Annotated in this window: 18 protein-coding genes; 10 read left to right on the top strand and 8 right to left on the bottom strand. The window is 59.0% G+C overall.

The annotated features are described in order from the left end of the window. The 3 genes from WB402_RS15430 to WB402_RS15420 form a co-directional block, all read left to right on the top strand. The coding region (locus WB402_RS15430) for a hypothetical protein (RefSeq protein ID WP_424209429.1) at nucleotides 1-193 on the top strand (193 nt) is incomplete at its 5' end. Nucleotides 194-250: 57 nt separating this feature from the next. Continuing rightward, on the top strand, nucleotides 251-589 hold the full coding sequence (locus WB402_RS15425; protein ID WP_424209428.1) for a P-II family nitrogen regulator: 339 nt from the start codon (nucleotides 251-253) through the stop codon (nucleotides 587-589). A gap of 79 nt (nucleotides 590-668) precedes the next feature. Continuing rightward, entirely contained in the window at nucleotides 669-2099 is a 1431-nt protein-coding gene (locus WB402_RS15420) for an ammonium transporter (protein ID WP_424209431.1), read from the top strand. A gap of 172 nt (nucleotides 2100-2271) precedes the next feature. Here WB402_RS15420 and WB402_RS15415 read toward each other — a convergent pair whose 3' ends face one another. The 3 genes from WB402_RS15415 to speE form a co-directional block, all read right to left on the bottom strand. Further along, nucleotides 2272-3672, bottom strand: coding sequence for a YdgA family protein (locus WB402_RS15415; RefSeq protein WP_424209426.1), 1401 nt, complete (start codon nucleotides 3670-3672; stop codon nucleotides 2272-2274). Nucleotides 3673-3750: 78 nt separating this feature from the next. Further along, on the bottom strand, nucleotides 3751-3984 hold the full coding sequence (locus WB402_RS15410) for a CDGSH iron-sulfur domain-containing protein (RefSeq protein WP_424209425.1): 234 nt from the start codon (nucleotides 3982-3984) through the stop codon (nucleotides 3751-3753). Nucleotides 3985-4090: 106 nt separating this feature from the next. Then, nucleotides 4091-4936, bottom strand: coding sequence for a polyamine aminopropyltransferase (speE, locus tag WB402_RS15405; protein ID WP_424209423.1), 846 nt, complete (start codon nucleotides 4934-4936; stop codon nucleotides 4091-4093). Nucleotides 4937-5035: 99 nt separating this feature from the next. Between speE and speA the strand changes: the two genes are divergently transcribed. Then, nucleotides 5036-6928 (top strand): biosynthetic arginine decarboxylase, encoded by a 1893-nt coding sequence (speA, locus tag WB402_RS15400; protein ID WP_424209421.1) that lies wholly within the window; start codon nucleotides 5036-5038, stop codon nucleotides 6926-6928. Here the strand turns inward: speA and WB402_RS15395 are convergent. Continuing rightward, nucleotides 6925-7569, bottom strand: coding sequence for a DNA-3-methyladenine glycosylase family protein (locus tag WB402_RS15395; RefSeq protein ID WP_424209419.1), 645 nt, complete (start codon nucleotides 7567-7569; stop codon nucleotides 6925-6927). The genes speA and WB402_RS15395 overlap by 4 nt on opposite strands. 361 nt (nucleotides 7570-7930) lie before the next feature. Between WB402_RS15395 and WB402_RS15390 the strand changes: the two genes are divergently transcribed. Continuing rightward, entirely contained in the window at nucleotides 7931-8419 is a 489-nt protein-coding gene (locus WB402_RS15390; RefSeq protein ID WP_424209417.1) for a DUF4124 domain-containing protein, read from the top strand. On the opposite strand, the gene WB402_RS15385 is transcribed toward WB402_RS15390, so the two are convergent. The 4 genes from WB402_RS15385 to WB402_RS15370 form a co-directional block, all read right to left on the bottom strand. Continuing rightward, complete coding sequence (locus WB402_RS15385) at nucleotides 8397-8966, bottom strand: SPOR domain-containing protein (protein ID WP_424209415.1); 570 nt, start codon at nucleotides 8964-8966, stop codon at nucleotides 8397-8399. The two genes, WB402_RS15390 and WB402_RS15385, sit on opposite strands and share 23 nt — an antisense overlap. Nucleotides 8967-9217: 251 nt before the next feature. Then, on the bottom strand, nucleotides 9218-10978 hold the full coding sequence (gene argS, locus WB402_RS15380) for an arginine--tRNA ligase (RefSeq protein WP_424209413.1): 1761 nt from the start codon (nucleotides 10976-10978) through the stop codon (nucleotides 9218-9220). A 79-nt stretch (nucleotides 10979-11057) separates the two neighbouring features. Beyond that, entirely contained in the window at nucleotides 11058-11714 is a 657-nt protein-coding gene (locus WB402_RS15375) for a hypothetical protein (RefSeq protein WP_424209411.1), read from the bottom strand. Next, nucleotides 11714-14230: a penicillin-binding protein 1A gene (locus tag WB402_RS15370; protein ID WP_424209409.1), complete on the bottom strand. Its 2517-nt coding sequence runs from the start codon at nucleotides 14228-14230 to the stop codon at nucleotides 11714-11716. The genes WB402_RS15375 and WB402_RS15370 overlap by 1 nt, the downstream gene beginning before the upstream one ends. 283 nt (nucleotides 14231-14513) lie before the next feature. On the opposite strand from WB402_RS15370, the gene WB402_RS15365 reads away from it, so the two are divergent. From WB402_RS15365 to pilQ, 5 genes are all read left to right on the top strand, one after another. Further along, the gene (locus tag WB402_RS15365; RefSeq protein WP_424209407.1) at nucleotides 14514-15590 is read left to right on the top strand and encodes a pilus assembly protein PilM; all 1077 of its coding nucleotides are present in this window, start codon (nucleotides 14514-14516) and stop codon (nucleotides 15588-15590) included. Beyond that, complete coding sequence (locus tag WB402_RS15360) at nucleotides 15587-16162, top strand: PilN domain-containing protein (RefSeq protein WP_424209405.1); 576 nt, start codon at nucleotides 15587-15589, stop codon at nucleotides 16160-16162. Before WB402_RS15365 ends, WB402_RS15360 begins: the two co-directional genes overlap by 4 nt. Continuing rightward, complete coding sequence (locus tag WB402_RS15355) at nucleotides 16159-16782, top strand: type 4a pilus biogenesis protein PilO (RefSeq protein ID WP_424209403.1); 624 nt, start codon at nucleotides 16159-16161, stop codon at nucleotides 16780-16782. Before WB402_RS15360 ends, WB402_RS15355 begins: the two co-directional genes overlap by 4 nt. A 2-nt stretch (nucleotides 16783-16784) precedes the next feature. Beyond that, nucleotides 16785-17303, top strand: coding sequence for a pilus assembly protein PilP (locus WB402_RS15350; RefSeq protein WP_424209400.1), 519 nt, complete (start codon nucleotides 16785-16787; stop codon nucleotides 17301-17303). A 118-nt stretch (nucleotides 17304-17421) separates the two neighbouring features. Further along, the gene (gene pilQ, locus WB402_RS15345; RefSeq protein ID WP_424209397.1) at nucleotides 17422-20007 is read left to right on the top strand and encodes a type IV pilus secretin PilQ; all 2586 of its coding nucleotides are present in this window, start codon (nucleotides 17422-17424) and stop codon (nucleotides 20005-20007) included. The last annotated feature ends 33 nt before the right edge of the window (nucleotides 20008-20040 follow it).

Raw genomic sequence — 20040 nt, 5'->3', positions numbered from 1 at the left:
CAGAACCGGCTGCGGTTTTAGTTCGCAGACCGTGAAGAGCAACACGCTGACGGTTGCCTATGCCCCGGTAAAGAGTACGGAGCTGCGGGCCGAGCTGCGGGGCGACAAGTCGGACGAGAATGTGTACTCGGACGGCGGCACGGCGACCGACAACCAGAAGTTTGCCGGTCTTGAGCTGGTTTACAAGTTCTAATCCATGGCAATTCCGCGGGCGGTATCGGTTACCGCCCGCGCCTTTTAAGGAGGCTACATGAAATTCGTTACTGCCATTATCAAACCCTTCAAGCTCGACGACGTGCGCGATGCGCTCGCCGAAGTCGGCGTGCAGGGCGTGACCGTCACCGAAGTCAAGGGCTTCGGCCGGCAAAAGGGTCACACTGAGCTTTACCGCGGCGCGGAGTATGTCGTGGATTTTCTGCCCAAGGTAAAGCTCGAGGTCGCCATCGATTCCAAGCAGTTGGATCGCGTCATCGAGGCCATCGTCAAGGCGGCCCGCACTGACAAAATCGGTGACGGAAAAATCTTTGTAACAGACCTCGAACAGGTCGTCCGTATCCGCACCGGTGAAACCGGCAAAGATGCGCTTTGATACAGGAGAAAATTCCATGTTTATGTCATTCAATCTGAAAAAGCTGTTCGGCGCCCTCGGAGTCGTGCTGCTGTTAGGCATGCCGTTGCTCGCCGTCGCTGACAATACCGCTGCTCCCGCGGCTGCCCCCGCGGCAGCGGCCGCTGCGGCCCCGGCTGCCGCTCCTGCACCCACACCGAACAAAGGCGATGTGTCGTGGATGCTGGTGTCCACGGCGCTGGTGCTGATGATGAGCGTACCGGCGTTGGCGCTGTTCTACGGCGGCATGGTGCGCTCGAAGAACACGCTCTCGGTGCTGATGCAGGTGTTCGTGGTGTTTTCGCTGATCACGGTGCTGTGGTGTGTCTACGGCTACAGCCTCGCGTTCACCGAGGGCAGCGGTTCGCTAGCTCCATTCTTCGGCGGTCTCGACCGGCTGTTCCTGAAGGGCACATTCGTCGCGGCTGACGGCAGCTTCTCCATGGCCGCCACCTTCAGCAAGGGCACCCCGCTCTATGAGCTCGTGTTTGTGGCCTTCCAGGCGACCTTTGCCGCCATTACCTGCGCGCTGATCCTGGGCGCGTTCGTGGAGCGCGTGAAGTTCTCCGCCGTACTTATCTTCATGGTGATCTGGTTTACCTTCGCCTACATACCGATCTCGCACATGGTGTGGTTCTGGATGGGGCCGGATGCCTACACTGCGGCAAATACGGTCGACGCGATGAACGCCAAAGCCGGATTGCTATGGCAGTGGGGCGCGCTCGACTTCGCCGGCGGCACGGTGGTCCACATCAATGCCGGTGTCGCGGGTCTGGTCGGTGCCTATGTCATCGGCAAGCGCACTGGCTTCGGCAAGGAGCATATGGCGCCGCACAACGTGACCATGACCATGATCGGCGCCTCGCTGCTGTGGGTCGGCTGGTTCGGCTTCAACGCCGGTTCCGCGCTCGAAGCGAACGGCTCCGCATCGCTCGCTTTCATGAATACCTACCTCGCCACCGCCTGTGCGGTGCTGTCGTGGATGTTCGGTGAGTGGATCTTCAAGAGCAAGCCGTCGATGCTGGGCGCGGCCTCGGGTGCGGTCGCGGGTCTCGTAGCGATCACGCCAGCGGCCGGCAATGTCGGCATCCCGGGTGCATTCGTCATTGGCACCGGCGCCGGTCTCATCTGCCTCTGGGGCGTCAACCAGCTCAAGGGCTGGCTCAAGGCCGATGACTCACTGGACGTTTTCGGCGTGCATGCTGTGGGCGGCATCTTCGGCGCGTTGATGACCGGTGTGTTCAATTCACCGTCGCTGGGCGGACCCGGTTTCTATAACAACTGGTTCGAGATGAAGCCCGGCTATGGCGCGATCATGGACCAGTTCATTATCCAGGCCAAGGCTGTCGGTGTGACGGTGGTTTGGACGGCGGTGGTGGCATTCATCGCCTATAAGATCGCCGACTTGATAGTGGGTCTGCGTGTCGCCCCGGAAGAAGAGCGCGAAGGCCTCGACACCACTTCCCACGGGGAGTCGGCCTATCGTCTTTGAAGACAGTATCCTTCTGTGAGAGTTTGACGGGCGCCTATGGCGCCCGTTTTTTTTGCTGAGTTTGCTGAGAAAGATCTGATTAAGTCCGCTTGTGCTGAGCTTGTCGATGCACGAGCGGACTCAGGGCGAGCGGATGGCTTTATTCGGTGGTTCCCAGGCTGGCCAGCGCCACCTAGGCGGGCACGTGCCACGGCTTGCCGTTGATCAGCAATTGTCCCTGGCGGATGATGAGCTTGAGCTTGTACACGCCGTTTTCCTCGACCAGTAGACGGGTGAAATCGTTCCGTGCCAGGTATTGCGGGAACACCCGGTCGACGATTTCCGCCATGGCTTCCGGGCCGAGATGGGCCACATCATCCGCCGTCAGGGCGCCGCTTTGGCGATAGGCCGCGATATCCTGGCGGATCTGCGGTGTGAGCAGGCGCTTGAGTACCGCCGCGGGAATGGCCAGTTCGAAGTCGCCGGCGAACGCCATCAACATTTGCATCGGATTCCGGGCGATGTCGTGTTTCCGGCCATCGAGAACAAACTTCCCCTTGCCGCTGATCTCGCCTTCCCGTGTCTTGAAGCTGAGGCGCGTGATTTCCACTTCCGGGGCCTTTTTGGATAGTTCCGCGATGAGTTCCATGGCTTTCCCGGCCACGATCATGCCCGCTTGCGCGGGCGGCAGGTTGCCCCGGGTGAGGGCGTCGACCACGTTTTTGAATTTCATCAGCGCCGCCGCATCCAGATTGCGCGCTTCGATCACCAGTTGCCCGGGGCCGAAGCGTTCCTCCGCGACCTGAGCTTCATCGAGTGTGTAACGGATGACCAGACTGACGTTGTCACCCGCGGGACGCGCCGTGGACGAGAGTGCGAATCCCTTCAAACTGACGCGTCCGGCGGTATTGCCGAACTCGAGTTGCGCGACGTTCAGGCTGGCGTCACCGAAGGAATAACCTGCGAAGCCTTCCTGCGTGTCGGAATGCAGGGACAGCTTGGACAGCGACATCTCGCCCTGATCGGGAGCGGTCACAGTCAGCGACGGCATGAGCGCGTCCAAGCGGATCTTGCGCCACGCCCGGTCGAACGTCATGTCCGCGCTCATCCCGCGCCAATCGATGGTGCCGCCCTTGGCACCGCCGGTCTTGAGTGGCGGCATTTCGGCATGCATCGCGCCATCTCCGTTCAGACGGAAGGTGGTCTCGGCGGAGAGCGGCGGCAATGACGGGGCATTTTGCATTCCCGCGGCGTTCAGGGATATCCGGCTGACGATGCGCGCCTGCACCGGCGTGAGGTTCCAATCGCCCTGCAGCAGCCGGTCGAGCGGCAGCGGACCGTGGCTGATGCGGTGTTGGGCGGTTAGCTCGATCGGGAGTTGCGGATGACGGATGACGGTCTCGGCCGTGGAACTCAGCCAGCCGCGCTGATATTTTTTGCCCGTGAATTGCAGGCCGCTGCTGCCCGACAATTGTTCGAGCATGGCGGCGTAGGTTTTTTCCGCTTCCATGCCGAACCAGTAAGGCAATCCCGCGGCGGCCAGCGCCACCAGCGCGATCAGCGTGAAACCAAGAACCAGCGTGAATTTCTTCATGCGTGAACTTGCTGCCTGCTGCGTCCGGTCGTGGGCGCCGCCGGCAATCTCCGGCGCGTGACTCGCGGCATCAGGCGATCAGAACTTTTTGTGCGAGCCGTCGCAAAAAGGTTTTTTGTTGGAGTGTTTGCAGCCGCACATGGCCACCTGAGTCGCCTCGGCCAGATCGAACTTGATGGGCTCGAAACCACTGCCCTTGTGCGAACCGTCGCAGAAAGGCTGGGTCTTGGATTGGCCGCAGGCACACCACCAGTAGGTACCGGGTTTGAGGTCGAGGACATAGGGGCCCTTCTGGGCAATTTTGGGTTCCATGATGGTTCCGATACCTGAGAGTTTTCAGTGAGCGTAACGTCGGAGCGTTTATACGCTGAACGGCGCTGGGGTTCAATTCCAGGCCGGGCAGATAATCTATCTGTACTTAACGCGTCCGCAGGAATTCGGGACTGGCCAGCGCCGCGGCATGGATGTCGCGGTTGTAATAGCGTGTGGCGAACGTCTTGGCGGCGGCATCCTGGGCGCGGAAGTTCGCGAGCGCCGCGTCCTTGCCCGCTATGGTGGCACTCCACCAGCCGGACGGATAGGTGCACTGCGGGAAGAACAGCGTCGCGACATCGCGAAATCCCGCTGCCTTGAAGGATTTTTGCACCGACCGGATCAGGTCGGCGTGAAACAGCGGTGATTCGCTCTGGCCGACGACGATACCTTTAGGCCGCAGCGCCCGGAAACAGTTTTTATAAAAGGCCTCGGAGAAAAGGCCCGCCGCCGGCCCCACCGGGTCGGTCGAATCGATGATGATGACGTCGTAGGTTTCAGGTTTGGCGTCCGCCACCCATTTAATCCCGTCGGCGAAGTGCAGTTTCGCGCGCGGGTCGTTATTCGATTCGCACAATTCGGGAAAAAACTTTTCCGACACGCGCGTGACGCGCTCGTCCAGTTCGACCTGTTCAGCCAACGTCACCGTTTTGTGCTTCAGGACTTCATGTAGCGTGCCGCAGTCGCCGCCACCGATGACCAGCACCCGTTGCGGGTCGGGATGGGTGAACAGCGCCGGGTGCGACATCATCTCGTGATACACGAAATTGTCACGGTCGGTGACCATGACCAGGCCGTCGAGCGTCATGAGCGTGCCGAAGGTTTCGGTCTCGTAGATCTCGATGCGCTGGTAGGTGCTCTGTTCGTCGTGCACCTTGCTGTTGATCTTGAGCGAGATGGCCGAACCCTGGCCGGCCCATTCCTCGGTGTACCAGTTCTTGTCGAGCGGCATGTGTGTGTTTGCTTGAGAGCTTGTCGGAAGCGGGATTTTATACGCCAGGCGCGCGGCCGGCTACTTGATACTTGCCAACCGCTACTTGATACTTGCCGCATGATCGGCTGGTCCATACAAAAGGCGCGCGACACCTACAACATCGCCCACTGGAGTGGCGGCTACTTCGACATCAACGCCAAGGGCCACCTCATCTGCCGCCCGGACGCCCGCACCGAACATCCCGGCATCGATATGTTCGAACTTTCCCGCGAGATCAAGGCCGCGGGCCTGTCGTTGCCGGTGCTGGTGCGCTTCTCCGACATCCTGCGCCATCGCGTCGAAACCCTGTGCGGCGCCTTTGACCGCGCGATGAAGGCTGACAGTTATAGCGGCCATTACACCTCGGTTTATCCGATCAAGGTCAACCAGCAGAAAAGCGTGGTCGAGAAAATCCTCGCGCGCCACGACGGCCGCGTCGGGCTCGAGGCCGGCTCCAAGCCCGAGTTACTGGCGGTGCTGGCGCTGTCGCGCCAGGATGGCGGCGTGGTGGTGTGCAACGGCTACAAGGACCGCGAGTACATCCGCCTGGCGCTGATCGGCAAGGAGCTGGGGCATCGCGTATACATTGTCGTCGAGAAGCCCACGGAGCTTGAACTGGTCATCAGGGAATCCAGCGCACTCGGCATCACACCGCTGATTGGCCTGCGCATGCGCCTCGCCTCGATCGGTGCCGGCAAGTGGCAGAACACCGGCGGCGACAAATCCAAATTCGGCCTGTCCGCAAGCCAAGTGCTGGATGCGATTGCACGTCTGCGCGCGACAAACCTGTTGCCCAGCTTGCAGATGATGCACTTTCACATGGGTTCGCAGATTGCCAACATCCAGGACATTCAACTCGGCATGCGCGAGGCGGCGCGCTACTACGCCGAGTTCCGCGCCAATGGCGCGGACATCAAGGTGCTCAACGTCGGCGGCGGGCTGGGGGTGGACTACGAGGGCACGCGTTCGCGCAGCTTCTGCTCCATGAATTACTCAGTCGATGAATACGCACATAACATCGTGCATGCCATCACCGAAATCTGTGCCGAGAAGAAACTGCCGCATCCCGACATCGTCACCGAATCCGGCCGCGCCATGACCGCGCATCATGCCGTGCTCATCACCAACGTCGTGGACACCGAATCCGCCCCGGGCGCCGATTCCGTGCCGAAGGCGACCGAAACCGAACCCGCGATCATCCGCGATCTGTGGCAGACGCTCGTGACGCTCTCGGACCGCTCCGTCGTCGAGGCCTATCACGACGCCGCCTACCGGCTGACCGAGGCGCAGGGCATGTTCAGCCACGGGGTGCTGACACTGGCGCAGCGCGCACGCGCCGAGCAGATCTATTTCGCCATCTGCTGGAAGGTGCGCGAGCTGTTGCAGCCCGCGAGCCGCACGCATCGCGAAATTCTCGACGAGCTGAACGAGAAACTGGCGGACAAGTATTTCTGCAATTTCTCGCTGTTCCAGTCCATGCCCGACCACTGGGCCATCGACCAGATTTTTCCCGTGGTGCCGCTGAATCGCCTGAACGAGCCGCCTACGCGCCGCGGCGTGATGCAGGACATTACCTGCGATTCCGACGGAAGCATCGACCTGTACGTGGACGGCGAGGGCATCGACTCCACGCTGCCGCTGCATCCGCTGCGCGAGAACGAGCCCTACCTGCTCGGGATTTTTCTGGTCGGGGCCTATCAGGAGATTCTCGGTGACATGCACAACCTGTTCGGCGACACCGATTCGATTCACGTCGAGCTGAAACCGGATGGTGGCCATCAATTGTCGCAAGCGCAGCAGGGCGACACGGTGGATTCGGTGCTGCGCTACGTGCACTTCAATGCCGACGATCTACTCGCCTCCTACCGCGCGAAGATCGAGCGCGCTACCTCACTCAGTGCAAAAAATCGCGAGACCTATCTGGCCGAACTGTCGGAAGGGTTGAAGGGATATACTTATCTGGAGGATTAAAGCGATTTCTTGTTCTTTAATCCGTCGGCATGACGCCAGAGGTACCACGAACCGACTGAGCGGAACGGCTGCCAGCAATCCGTTACTCGCTGAAAATCGGCTTGGGTGGGTCGGCGGCGGAGTTGGTAGGCAGCCCTGAAACCGCTCTGGATGCCGAAGTCGTCGACCGGGAGTACATCCAGCCTGCCGAGCGTGAAGATCAGCAGCATCTCGACCGTCCAGCGTCCGACACCATAAATCTCGACGAGGCGGAGAATCAATTCTTCGTCATCGAGACGTCGCGCCTGCGCGCGGGTCGGGACAATTCCGTCACGCGCCTTGGCGGCGATGTCGCGGATGGCGGTGACCTTGTTGCGCGAGAAACCGACCGAGCGCAACCGCACAAAATGCGTTGCCAGCACGTCGTGCGGTTCAGGGAATCGCTGGCCCGGATAGAGCGCGACGAAGCGGCCGAGAATCGTTTGGGCGGCGCGGCCGTTGAGTTGCTGGTGCGCGATGGCGCGCGTCAGGCTTTCGTAGGGCGACCACCGCAGCGGTCGGAGCACACACGGACCGATATCGCGGATCAGTCGCGCCATGGTGCGATCGACGTGAGCCAGATGTTTTTCGGCGGTTTTGAGTTTGTCGCTAAAAGTTGGCACGGGAACCCGTTCGCGGAGGTCAAAACAAGAGGGTCAAGTCTTGAATTATAAGATTGTCCTTGTGCGGCGCGCCAATGAATCAGGCTTATCCCATTCTTCTTCGCCGCCGACAAGCATGTTCTTGGTCTGGAGTGAAATCAAGCCGACGTCTGTTACGAAGAGAACTTACCCAGTCCCGCCTTTTTTGACCTTCCGTCGAATCGCCTTGACGTCCATCTTCTACTGCCGGGCGGTGGCAGTGCAGGTTGACGCGCCTAGCAATAAGCGTATTTTGACAAGTTAAACCTTTGGGCTTGGATGCCGATACGCTATATCTGCACGCGAGCGGTTCGACGGCTATACCGATGCGGAGGTGAAGACGATGGGCGTTGATCATAGAGCCGTCTTCATGATGTTAGCGATCGTCGGACCGATGACGATGATCGGGAGTGCGTCCGCGAGTGCCGATCAAATCTACAAATCTGTTGATAAAGCCGGCAAGGTCACGTATTCAGCCGCGCCGCTCGCGGATGCCGTGACCACGAAAATGGTGGAGCCGCCCCATCAGCCGACGCCGGAGCAAGTATCTGCCGCGGAAGAACAATATCAACTTGTTAAGACCCTCGGCGCGGAGTTGGAGAAAAACCGCAAGCAGCGCGAGGAAGAGCAGGCGCACAAAATGGCCGAGGAGCGCGCGCAACAAAATACCAGCCAGTTCGTGGTCGTGTACTGGCCTGTGTCGGTGTTTGCCGGGCCGATCCGCCCGCTATCGCATCACCGGGCTCAGGTTCGATTCAAAAGGGAGTCAAGAGGCCAGCGTGAGCAGCCTCGATTGGCACGAAGAGAAATCAGCCGGCCTCGCCCTTTTTGACTTTCAGCCGTATTGCCTTGATGCCTATCTTGTGCAACTGGGCGGCAGCGGCGTCGAGTTGTTCGATTTTCTCGTAGGGGCCGAGGCGCACACGGTGATATTCGCCCTTGCCCTCGATGGTGATTTTCTGGATTTGCGCCACCAACCCCGCAAGCGCGAGTTTGGCCTTCATCTGGTCGGCTTCTTCAAAGCCAGCGAATGAGCCCGCCTGCAGAATGTAACTCACTCCCTCCTCCGGTTTGGCTTTGACCGGTTTGGCGCGCTCCCGCCGCTCGGGCAGCACGGTCTCGGTTTCCGGGAGGATGGTGTAGAAATCGAATTTTGGCTTGGGGGGTTTTGCGGGTTCCGGTTCTTTCCTGGCGGGCTTTTCCGCCGGCTTGCTGAAACTGGAAAAGAAGTTCCCGAGCCCGCTGCGGCCGTCGCCGCGATGGGAATACATCTGCCACAGCATCACCCCGGCCACGCCGATGCCGATGCCGACGAGGAGCAACAGCCAGCCGGGTTTTCGAAAACGGCTTCTCGAGGATCTTCTGCGTGCTTGAGCCATGCTGCTATTGACCCGACACGATTGATTTTGAACGAAGTCGGGACGCGGCCGGCGTTACTTGGCATGCGTGATGGCACGAGTGTGCCGGGTCAATAGCGAAAATCATTATGAATTCCTGGAAATTGGAGCCCTATTCGCTCCGCTCACTCGTCCTGTCATTTTATTTGCGGCGGCTTGACGGCTTCCGATCCCGGATCGGGAGAATAATAACCCTTTTACATGTTCATGTGGGTTCATGCCGCCGCAATAATCTACATTGTCTCCGGAGCTGACACACCCAGAAGCTTCAGCCCGTTGGCGATAACCTGACGCGTCGCCACGATCAGGTTGAGGCGGGCGTCACGCACGGCGGCGTCGTCCACCAGAAATGTGTGGGCACCGTAATAGGTGTGGAAGTCGTAGGCGAGTTCGCGCAGGTAATAGGCGACTTGATGCGGCTCGTGGGCCGTGGCAGCCGCTTCCAGCACTTCCGGGTAGCGTGCGAGCCGTTCGATGAGCGCTCGTTCATGCGGCTCCGTGAGTCGCGCCAAGTTCCGGTCGCCATTCGCCGGATCGTGAGCGAATCCCTTTTCCTTCATCTGCCGGAACACGCTGTGGATACGCGCGTGCGCGTACTGCACGTAAAACACCGGGTTGTCGTTGGACTGTGACTTGGCCAGGTCGAGGTCGAAATCCATGTGCTGTTCGCACTTGCGCAGCACGTAGAAAAATCGTGCGGCATCGTTGCCCACTTCGTGCCGCAACTCGCGCAGCGTGACGAATTCGCCGCTGCGGGTGGACATCTGCATGCGCTCGCCGCCCTTATAAAGGATGGCGAATTGCACCAGCAGCACGTGCAGCCGCTCCGGGTCATCGCCGATCGCCGCCAAGGCCGCCTTGACGCGCGGGACGTAACCGTGATGATCCGCGCCCCAGATATCGATCACCTGATCGTAGCCGCGCTCGAGTTTGTCCATGTGGTAAGCGATATCGTGGGCGAAATAGGTCTTCTGACCGTTCTCGCGCACCACCACGCGGTCCTTCTCGTCGCCGTAGTCGGTGGAGCGGAACCACAGCGCACCCTGTTTTTCATACACATGACCCGACTTTTTCAGGCGCTCGATGGCGCGCTCGGCGGCGCCGTTTTCCACCAGCGCGCGCTCGGAAAACCACTGGTCGTAAGTAACGCCGAACTCTTCCAGATCCTTGCGGATGTCGTCGAGGATGACATTCAGGCCAAGGTCGAATACCAGACGATAGTTCGCGGGGCCGAGCAGCGATTTGGCGCGCTCGATGAGCGCGTCGATATGCGCTTCCTTGTCGCCGCCTTTGGGTTCGTCGGTTGGCACGCTCTCGAATACCTTCGCGGACGCATGTCGGTACTTGTCGCCGTTTTCGCGGTGCAGGGTCGCGCCGATGTCATAGACGTAGTCGCCCTTGTATCCGTTGACGGGGAAGTCGAATTTTTCGCCGCACAATTCGAGATAGCGCAGCCACACGCTGGTGGCGAGGATGTCCATCTGCCGGCCGGCGTCGTTGATGTAGTACTCGCGGTGCACCTGGAAACCGGCGGCATCGAGCAGATTGGCCAGCGTCGCGCCATAGGCCGCGCCGCGTCCGTGGCCGACATGCAGCGGGCCGGTGGGATTGGCCGAGACGAATTCCACTTGCACCTTGCGCCCGTAGCCCAGGCGACCACGGCCGAAGGATTCGCGCTTGTCCAGAATGTCACGGATGACGCCGTGGTTGGCGTCGGGGCGCAGGAAAAAATTGATGAAGCCGGGCCCGGCGATCTCGACCTTGATGACCTTGTCGGAAGCCGGCAGGGCCTTGAGAATTTTTTCGGCCAGCTCGCGCGGCTTGGCGCGCGCCGGCTTGGCCAGCACCAGGGCGATGTTGCACGCGTAGTCGCCGTGTTCCTTGGATTTTGTGTGGTCCACCGTGATCGCCGCGCCGTGAGCTGGCGGCAGCGCGCCGGTGGCCTCGAGGCCCGCGAGCGCCGAGGCGATCAGATTTTCAATATGGTGTTTCAAAGGATATCCGGGAATACGTAAAGGACGCCGATTCTACCGGTCCGGTCGCAGGACGAGAAGCCGCACTGCGACGTCGTGGTTATGGCTCGCCCGAGCCGTTCACCAGGTTTTCCACCTCGCGCAGGTTCGCGCGCTTCATCGGTTTGCCGTCCACCGGGCTGAGCGGTGTCTCGCGTGCTTCACGCCGGTCGAATACGCACAATTCCACGGCCACGCCGTCGGCGGTGAATAGGTAAGCCGGGAAGGTTTCGTGGCGATCGCCGCCGAAGCGCAAACGCCGGTCCGCCTGCTCGTAGGGAATGCTGTGGTCCTGAAGCCAGAAGCCGATTTCCTCCGGCGAGTCGGCGGTGAGATGCAGTTCGATCGCACTGGCCGAGGTCACGGTGCCGCTCAGCACCGGACCCACGAGGCGCGGCTCGAATTTGGCCAAGAAGCGCATGGCCTCGGCGGCGAGCCCGCGCAGACGGCGCAGGCCCTGCGTGACGCGCCTTCCATGAAACAGCCGCAGGTATTCCTGCAGCGCGGAATCCACCTCGTCGTTGCCCGGCAGGTGCTTGGTCTCGGGCAGACCGAGACGCGCGGCGGCCTTGCGCTTGGCGGCGTGGAAGTCGCGCACGCCCTCTTCCGCCATGATGCGCGCGGCATGTGCGGCGATTTGCCGGCGCAACTCGTCCGTGCCCGGTGCCTGGGATTTGGACCGGTGCCCGGCCTGAGGAGTGCGGGGTTTGGTGCCCATCAGAACAGTTTCTCGCGCACGTTATCCGGTGCTTGGTCCGGTGGCGCGGTCGTGGGGCCTGGTTCTCCCTCAACAATCGGCAGCTCGTGCGGCGTTTCCGTGCCCTGGATGAAATATTCCTGCATCGCCTGCGGGTCGTCGGCTGTCGTCGGTTTTCCGGTTTCACTGTTGACGGTGATGCGCACCACACTTTGCGGCGGTATCAGCGGTTTTTCGGGAATGCCCTGCAGCGCGTTGCGCATGAAGTCGATCCAGATGGGCAACGCCGCGCGCGCGCCGGTCTCGCCGCGGCCGAGTGATGCCGGCTGATCGAAGCCGATCCATGCTGTCGTGACCACGTCGGCGTTGAACCCGGAAAACCAGGCGTCGCGATAATCATTCGTGGTGCCGGTTTTGCCGGAGAGGTCCTTGCGTCCGAGGATAAGGGCTTTCTGTCCGGTTCCTTCGCGGATCACGTCCTGCATCATGCTGGCCACGAGGAAGCTCACTTCGGGACTGAGCACGCGCGGCGCCATGGCCGGCTTGTCCTTGTCCGTGGAGGGATCAGCGGGCGCAGGGACAGGTGCCGGTGTTCCGGCTGCCACGGCGCTTGCCGGTGCTTCACAGTCACGGCAAGGAAGTGCCGGCTTGGCCGTCTCGAGAACGTTGTGATTGGCGTCCTCGATGCGCGCGATGAAGTACGGTGTAACGCGATAACCGCCGTTGGCGAACACGGCAAACGCATTCACCATTTGCATCGGCGTGGCCGAAGCCGTTCCCAACGCGAGCGATAGATTGCGCGGCAGTTTGGCGGGCTCGAACCCGAAGCGTTCCAGATACTCGGCGGCATAGGCGACGCCGATGGCGCGCAGCAGGCGCACGGCGACGAGATTGAGTGATAGCGCCAGCGCTTTGCGCAGCCGCGTCGGCCCGAAGAACTTTTTGCTGTAATCCTCCGGGCGCCATTCGTCTTCGGGCGATTCACCTTCCATGACGATCGGCGCACCGCTCACCGTGCTCGCGGGGGTGAATCCCTTGTCCAGTGCGGCGCAGAAGATGAAGGGTTTGATGCTCGAACCGGGCTGGCGTTCGGCTTGGGTCACGCGGTTGAAGCCGCTCTGGTAAAAATCGAATCCGCCGGTGAGTGCCAGCACCGCGCCGTCGGAGGGACGCAGCGACACGAGCGCGCCGCTGACCTCCGGAATCCCGGCGAGTCGCCACGGTCCGATCTCCTGCTGCAGTGCCGGGTTTTCAATCGCCTCGAGGTAAATGATATCCCCGGACTTCAGCACGTCCGCGGCCTTCTTGGGTGCCGCCCCCAAGGTGTTTTCATCGATGTAGGCACGGGCCCACGACAGACCCGGCCAGCCGATTTCGGCGATGGTGCCGTCCTGGGTATAGACTTGCACGCTTTTCTCGTCGACCTTGAGCACGACGCCCGGAAGCAGATCGCCCACGACCCGGTAATCCTTGAGCACATCGTCGAGGTGTTCCTTGTCCGGCTCGCCGCGGACCGTAACGTGACCGGCGGGCCCGCGGTAACCATGACGGTGTTCATACTCGAGCAATCCGTCGCGCAGAGCCTTGACCGCGGCCTGCTGGTCATTGGTGTTGATCGTGGTGTAGACGTGAAATCCGCCGGCGTAGGTCTTTTCGTCATAAGCCTGGATCATGTACTGGCGCACCATCTCGGCCACGTAAGGCGCCTCGACATTAAATTTGTAGGCATGCTTGCCGGCGGCGAGCGGTGTGTTGATCGCCTGAGTGTATGCCGCCTCGTCGATGAAGCCGAGATTTTGCATCTGGCGCAGGATGGCATTGCGCCGTTCGATGGCGTTGTCGGGATTGGTCAGGGGATTGTCGCGCGACGGCGCCTTCGGCAGCCCGGCGAGCATTGCCATCTCCGGGAGCGTCAATTCCTTGAGCGTTTTCCCATAATAAACTTGAGCCGCGGCGGCGAAACCGTAGGCGCGATGGCCGAGAAATATCTTGTTGAAGTAGAGTTCGAGAATTTGTTCCTTGCTCAATTCGCGTTCGATCTTGAATGCCAGCAGGATTTCCTTGATTTTGCGCGTGTAGGTTTTTTCGGGGCTGAGAAAAAAGTTGCGCGCCACTTGCATGGTAATGGTGCTGGCGCCCTGTCCCGCGCTTTGGGTGCGCAGGTTGTGCAAGGTAGCGCGCAGGATGCCGGCGAAGTCCACGCCGTGGTGATAGAAGAAGGAATGGTCCTCGGCCGCGAGCACCGACTTGATGAGCAGATCGGGCACCTCGTCGATGCGCACGGGAATGCGTTTTTCCTCGCCGAACTCGGCGATTAGCTGACCATCGGATGTGTAGACCCGCATCGGCACTTTCAGTTGTGCCCCGGAAAGATCGTCGAGCGCTGGCAAGGTCGGCGTCAGAATGAGAGCAACCAGCGTGAGCATCACCACGCCGCTGGCAAACAATCCGAACAGTCCGATCAGAGCCAGTTGCCAGCGTTTGGCGGGCAGATGCTGGCGGGCCCATCGGGCGAAAAAACTCCCAGAATCATTCATCCCAGAATCATTCATTAATTAGGTAGTGCGCGAGACTTATGGATATTAGTCAGGAAGAGTCGTATTTCGGTGCGCGGGCCAGTATAAACCACCCTCCGTCAGACACGGAATTTCAGGATTTTCATCCCCGCCGTATGGTGAAATTCAGCGAGGGAACCCCACGAAAACAGGCAAAATACGCCGATTTGTCATTTCTGATTTCTATGGACTATATTTGGTTTTAGTATTTAATCTACATTATATGTATTAATCATAACTAGTGGATTTCTAAGAGGGAAATTAGGTGACAGGGCTTTCTGGTTTATTTACCAAGAAAAAGCCGCCACTGATAGGGATCGATATCAGTTCCTCGGCCGTGAAGGTTCTCGAACTGAGCAATTCAGGCGGGCACCTGCGCGTGGAGCGTTATGCTGTCGAGCCTCTACCTCAGAATGCGGTCGTCGAACATGCGATCACGGAAGTTGAGCAGGTTGCTCAAGTCGTTGAGCGCGCCATCAAGAAATCCGGCACACGTTGCAAGCATGCTGCGGTAGCGGTGCCCGCGGCGCACGTCATTACCAAGACCATCAAGATGGCGGCCAACCTGAGCGATCAGGATCGCCAAATGCAGGTGGAGATGGAAGCGGACCATTACATTCCCTATCCGCTGAACGAAATCAATCTCGATTTCCAGATTCTGGGCCCTTCGGAAAATAACCCGGAAGATGTGGACGTGCTGATGGCTGCCTGCCGCAAGGAAATCGTGGACGACTATCTCGCCGTCATTCAGCAGCCGGGCCTGACACCCATGGTCGTGGATGTTGAAACCTACGCGATGGAGAATGCCTTTTCGCTCATCACCAGCCACATGCCGGGCGGCGGCATGGAAAAGACCATCGCGGTTCTGGATATCGGCGCAACGGCGACCACCATTAACGTAGTGCATAACAACCGCTCGGTTTATACACGTGATCACGCATTCGGCGGTCGGCAACTGACGGAAGAAATTCAGCGCCGCTACGGCCTGTCTTATGAGGAAGCGGGCCTGGCCAAGAAACAGGGCGGCCTGCCGGACAATTACCAGACCGATGTATTGCGCCCGTTCATGGAGGCCATGTGCCAGGAGATCATGCGCGCGCTGCAGTTCTTCTATTCCTCGACGCCGTTCAACAGCGTGGACCAGTTGCTGCTCGCCGGCGGTTGCGCGCAAGTCGCGGGCATCGACGAACTGGTGGCGGCGCGCATCGGCGTGCCGGCCATGGTGGCCAATCCTTTTGCCAGCATGTCGCTCGCTTCGCGTATCAAGCCGCAGCTCCTCTCCAATGATGCCCCTTCGCTGATGATCAGCTGCGGGCTCGCGATGCGGAGCTTTGACGAATGACGACGCGCATTAACCTATTACCGTGGCGCGAAATGCGCCGCAAGGAGCAGGACCGGCAACTGCTCACCATCGCCGTGGGCGCGTGGATCCTGATGGGCGTGATCATTTTCTATGCGCACGTGCATGTCAGCGCCCTGATCGAAAACCAGACCAAGCGCAATGATTTTTTGAACCAGGAGATCGCCAAGGTCGAGAAGGAAATCAAGGAGATCGCTGAACTCAAGAAGCAGCGGGCCGACCTGATTGCGCGCATGAATGTCATTTACCAGTTGCAGGGCGATCGTGCCCAAGTGGTTCATTTGTTCGATGAGCTGGCGCGCAAGCTCCCGGACGGAATTTATTTCTCGTCCCTGAAGCACTTTGGCAGCAGTATCTCGTTGCAGGGTGTAGCTCAATCGAATGCCCGTGTATCGGCGCTCATGCGCAACCTGGCTTCTTCCGACTGGTTCGCCGATCCGGAGCTCGAGGTCATCACGGTGAAACCTCAAGGAAGCGACCGTGTCAGCAACTTTTCACTAAAGGTCAAACAGGCCGCCAAGCAGCAGAAGAAACTTACGGATACCGGTACATGACTCTTGACGATCTAAAAAATATCGATATCAACAATCTCGGTTCCTGGCCGGTGCCGATCAAGATCGGCGGAATTCTGATCGTTTGCGCCATTGTTCTTTTCGCCGGCTTCTGGTTTCTCATTCAGGGTGAACTCGAGCAGTACGATGTGGCGCAGAAAAAAGAAGAAGGTCTGCGTGAGACCTACATGAACAAAAAGGCCTTGGCAATCAATTTGCCGGCGTACAAGGAACAAATGGAAGAAATGGAACAGACCTTCGGCAGTCTGTTGCGGCAACTGCCGAATACCACCGAAGTTCCTGACCTGCTGGTGGATATCACCCAGGCCGGATTGGGTCGAGGACTAGAATTCACCTTGTTCCGTCCGGAGAAGGAGCTACCCAAGGACTTCTATGCCGAGATGCCGATCAGCGTCGAGGTCCGGGGCACTTATCATGAGTTGGCGCAGTTCGTAAGCGATGTCGCCGCACTTCCCCGCATCGTCACATTCGGAGATATCACCATCTCTGCCAGCAAGGACAATAAACTGACCATGTCGGCGAAGGCTAAAACCTATCGTTATATGGAAGAGGGCAGTGTTAAGAAACCTGATAAGGCCGTAGCCCGTACACGTAAGAAATAGCCATGAGAGATGCAAAATTACTGTTAGTCACCGTTCTACTCAGCCTTGTGTTGAGTGGGTGCAGCAGCGATGGTCTGGAGGACTTGCGCGATTTCGTCAAGAACGCCTATGCCGACAGGAAACCGAAAGTTGAGCCACTCCCGGAAATCAAAATGCAGGAAACCTTTATTTATAATTCCGCCAACCTGGCGGATCCCTTTGCCACATTTAATCTCAATCCGCAGAGCCAGAAGAACGCCAGCGGACCGCGCCCGGATCCGAACCGGCGCAAGGAACCGTTGGAGGACTATCCTCTGGATTCGCTGAAGATGGTTGGCACGCTTACGCGCGGCAAGCAGACATGGGCTGTTATTCAGGCGCCGGATGGAACCGTCCATCGCGCACAACAAGGCGATCACCTGGGGCAGAACTCCGGCATGATCAGCAAGATTAGCGAGGAAAAGATTGACCTGATCGAATTGATCCAGGGCAACATGGGCGATTGGGTCGAGCGTGAAGCCAGCCTGACGCTGGTGGAATGAACAGGAACAAACAAGGCGGGATGATATGAAACAACACACACAATTTTGTCAGGAACAAAATTGGACGCGCAAAGCGCGCCCGCAGGGTGCACACCAAGGAGGGCGCGTATCACAAATCTTGCGCAACGTCGTCGTCGCGGCCGGAAAATGCCTGTCGATTGTGCTTACTATGTTCGGCATGACCGCTGTGGCACTGGGTGCGGAAATACAGTCCATCGCCTGGGAACCGGGCAGCGAGACACCAGTCTTGCAAATTAAGGCTGCTGGAGTATCTGCCTACACGACTCAGGTGCTGGAAGATGGACAGCGACTGCGGATTAGTTTTCCGGACAGCAGTATGGGGACATCACTCGCAGAATTGCAGGGCCTGGACAAGGTGAAAGGGGTTTATCCTTATCTCGCCGAAAACGGCACGTCCGTGGTGGTGGATCTGCTGATGACCGAACCCGGCCAGCTCGACGTGCAGAAAGCCGAATATGGATATCGCGTGGTGGCCTCAGCCGCCGCGCCCGCCACGTCGACCCCGACAGCAGTTCTGCTAACACCGGCCACGACTGAAACTCCCGCTGTGAAAACCGCAGCGGCAGAACCGGCTGCCGCAGCACCGGCTGTGGAAGAGAAAAATGTCATCGAGGATATTCTCTACGCCAAACTGCCTGGCGACCGGATTCAGGTCACATTGAAGATGGCAAAACCGCCGGTGGAGCCGAATGCCTTTACCATCACTAATCCGGCGCGGATATCGCTGGATTTCCCCAAGACACGGATCGGGCTCGCCAAAAAGAGTATCGCGATCAAGGAAGCGGCTGTCACCAGTGTGAACGCCATTGAGGCGGAGGACCGTTCGCGCATCGTGCTGAGTCTGATCAAGCCGGTGGCGTACTCGACGAATATTGATGGAAACAATTTTGTAGTAACTGTAGAGGCGCCGGTGGCTGCCATTGCCGGGGCGGTGGAACCCAAGACCACGCATTTCGCGAGCAGCCAAAAGTCTGGAAAATACAATCTTAAGGCGATTGATTTCCGCCGCGGGCCTCAAGGAGACGGAAAAATCATCATCAATCTATCCGATCCCGCTGTTGGCATTGATATTCGCGAACAGGCGGGCGAGATCCTGGTAGATTTTCTGAATACATCGGCGCCTTCCGAACTGCAACGCCGTCTTGATGTGGTTGACTTCGCCACGCCGGTGCAGACGGTCGATACATATACCCAGGGAAAGAACACGCGCATGGTCATCACGCCCAAGGGAAAATACGAGCAACTGGCGTACCAGACCGGCAGTGTCTTCACGATCAGCGTCAAGCCGGTGATTGAAAAGTCGGATGAAAAGAAAGTCGACGAGTTCGGTTATTCGGGCGAGAAACTTTCACTCAATTTTCAGAACATCGATGTGCGTGCCGCGCTGCAGGTGCTCGCAGATTTTACCGGCCTCAATTTCGTTGTGAGTGACACGGTCAAGGGCTCTCTCACTCTGCGTCTGAAAGACGTGCCGTGGGATCAGGCGCTCGACCTTATCCTTGACAGCAAAAATCTGGCGATGCGCCGCAAAGGCAACGTGCTGACCGTGGCGCCCGCGCCCGAGGTGGCGGCCAAGGAAAAGGCCAACCTGGAGGCAACCAAAGCGGTAGTCGAGCTGGAACCGCTGGTCTCGGAACTTATCCAGATCAATTATGCCAAGGCCGAAGATATTGCGAACCTCATCAAATCCATCAAACCGGTAGGAAGCGCCACTGCAATGGAACATCCGGTTTTCGGAGCATCGGCTACCGGTGCCACTACTCAGATCGCAACCTCGTCCAACACGCTGTTGTCGCCCCGTGGACAAGTTACCGTGGACAACCGCACGAACTCGCTGCTGATCCAGGATACGGCTGGTAAGATCCGCGAAGTGCGCAAGCTGATCTCCCAGCTGGATCAGCCGGTGCGCCAGGTCATGATCGAATCCCGCCTGGTGGAGGCAACCGACAATTTCAGCAAGTCCCTTGGTTCTCGTTTCGGCGTCAAATACAGCGATACCTCGCCAAGTGGTCGCTCAGGGGCGGGCTCCGGCAATATCTCGGACAGCTCTTCGATCGTTTCTGCCGGCACCATGACCTCGAACGCCAACGGGCTCAATGTCAACCTGCCTTCTGGCGGCATCGGCGATTCCGTCGCGGGATCCATCGGCCTTACCTTCGCCAAACTGGGCTCAAACGGAGCCCTGTTGAATCTCGAACTCTCGGCGCTGGAACAGGAAGGCCAGGGCAAGATCATCTCCAGTCCGCGCGTGATCACGGCCAATCAGAAACTGGCGCGAATTGAACAAGGGCAGGAGCGGGTGTTCACGACCAACGTCCTGGGTGTGGGTTCGGTGGTAACGAAGAAAGCCACCCTCAAGCTGGAAGTGACACCCCAGATTACGCCGGACGATCGCGTCAATCTGGATGTCGATATTACCAAGGACAATTTTGTCGACGCTGTCGTTGGCACGCTGAACGTCAAGGAGATCAAAACCCAGGTATTGCTCGATAACGGCGAGACCGTGGTCATCGGTGGCATATACGAGCAGGACAAGAACAACACCACTACCAAGGTTCCGTTCTTCGGTGATATTCCGCTTCTCGGCTGGTTGTTCAAGAGCAAAGAGGCCAAGGATAACAAGACCGAATTGCTTATTTTTCTTACGCCGCGGATTCTCTCCGATAATCTCAGCCTGCGCTGAGAATCGGTAAGACTGGGCCGGCCGCCTTCAGGC

The sequence above is a fragment of the Sulfuricaulis sp. genome, assembly GCF_049587675.1.
Classification (GTDB): Bacteria; Pseudomonadota; Gammaproteobacteria; order Acidiferrobacterales; family Sulfurifustaceae; genus Sulfuricaulis.
Note: the sequence above shows the minus strand (reverse complement) of the source record. Positions and strands in the feature narration are given on the sequence as shown.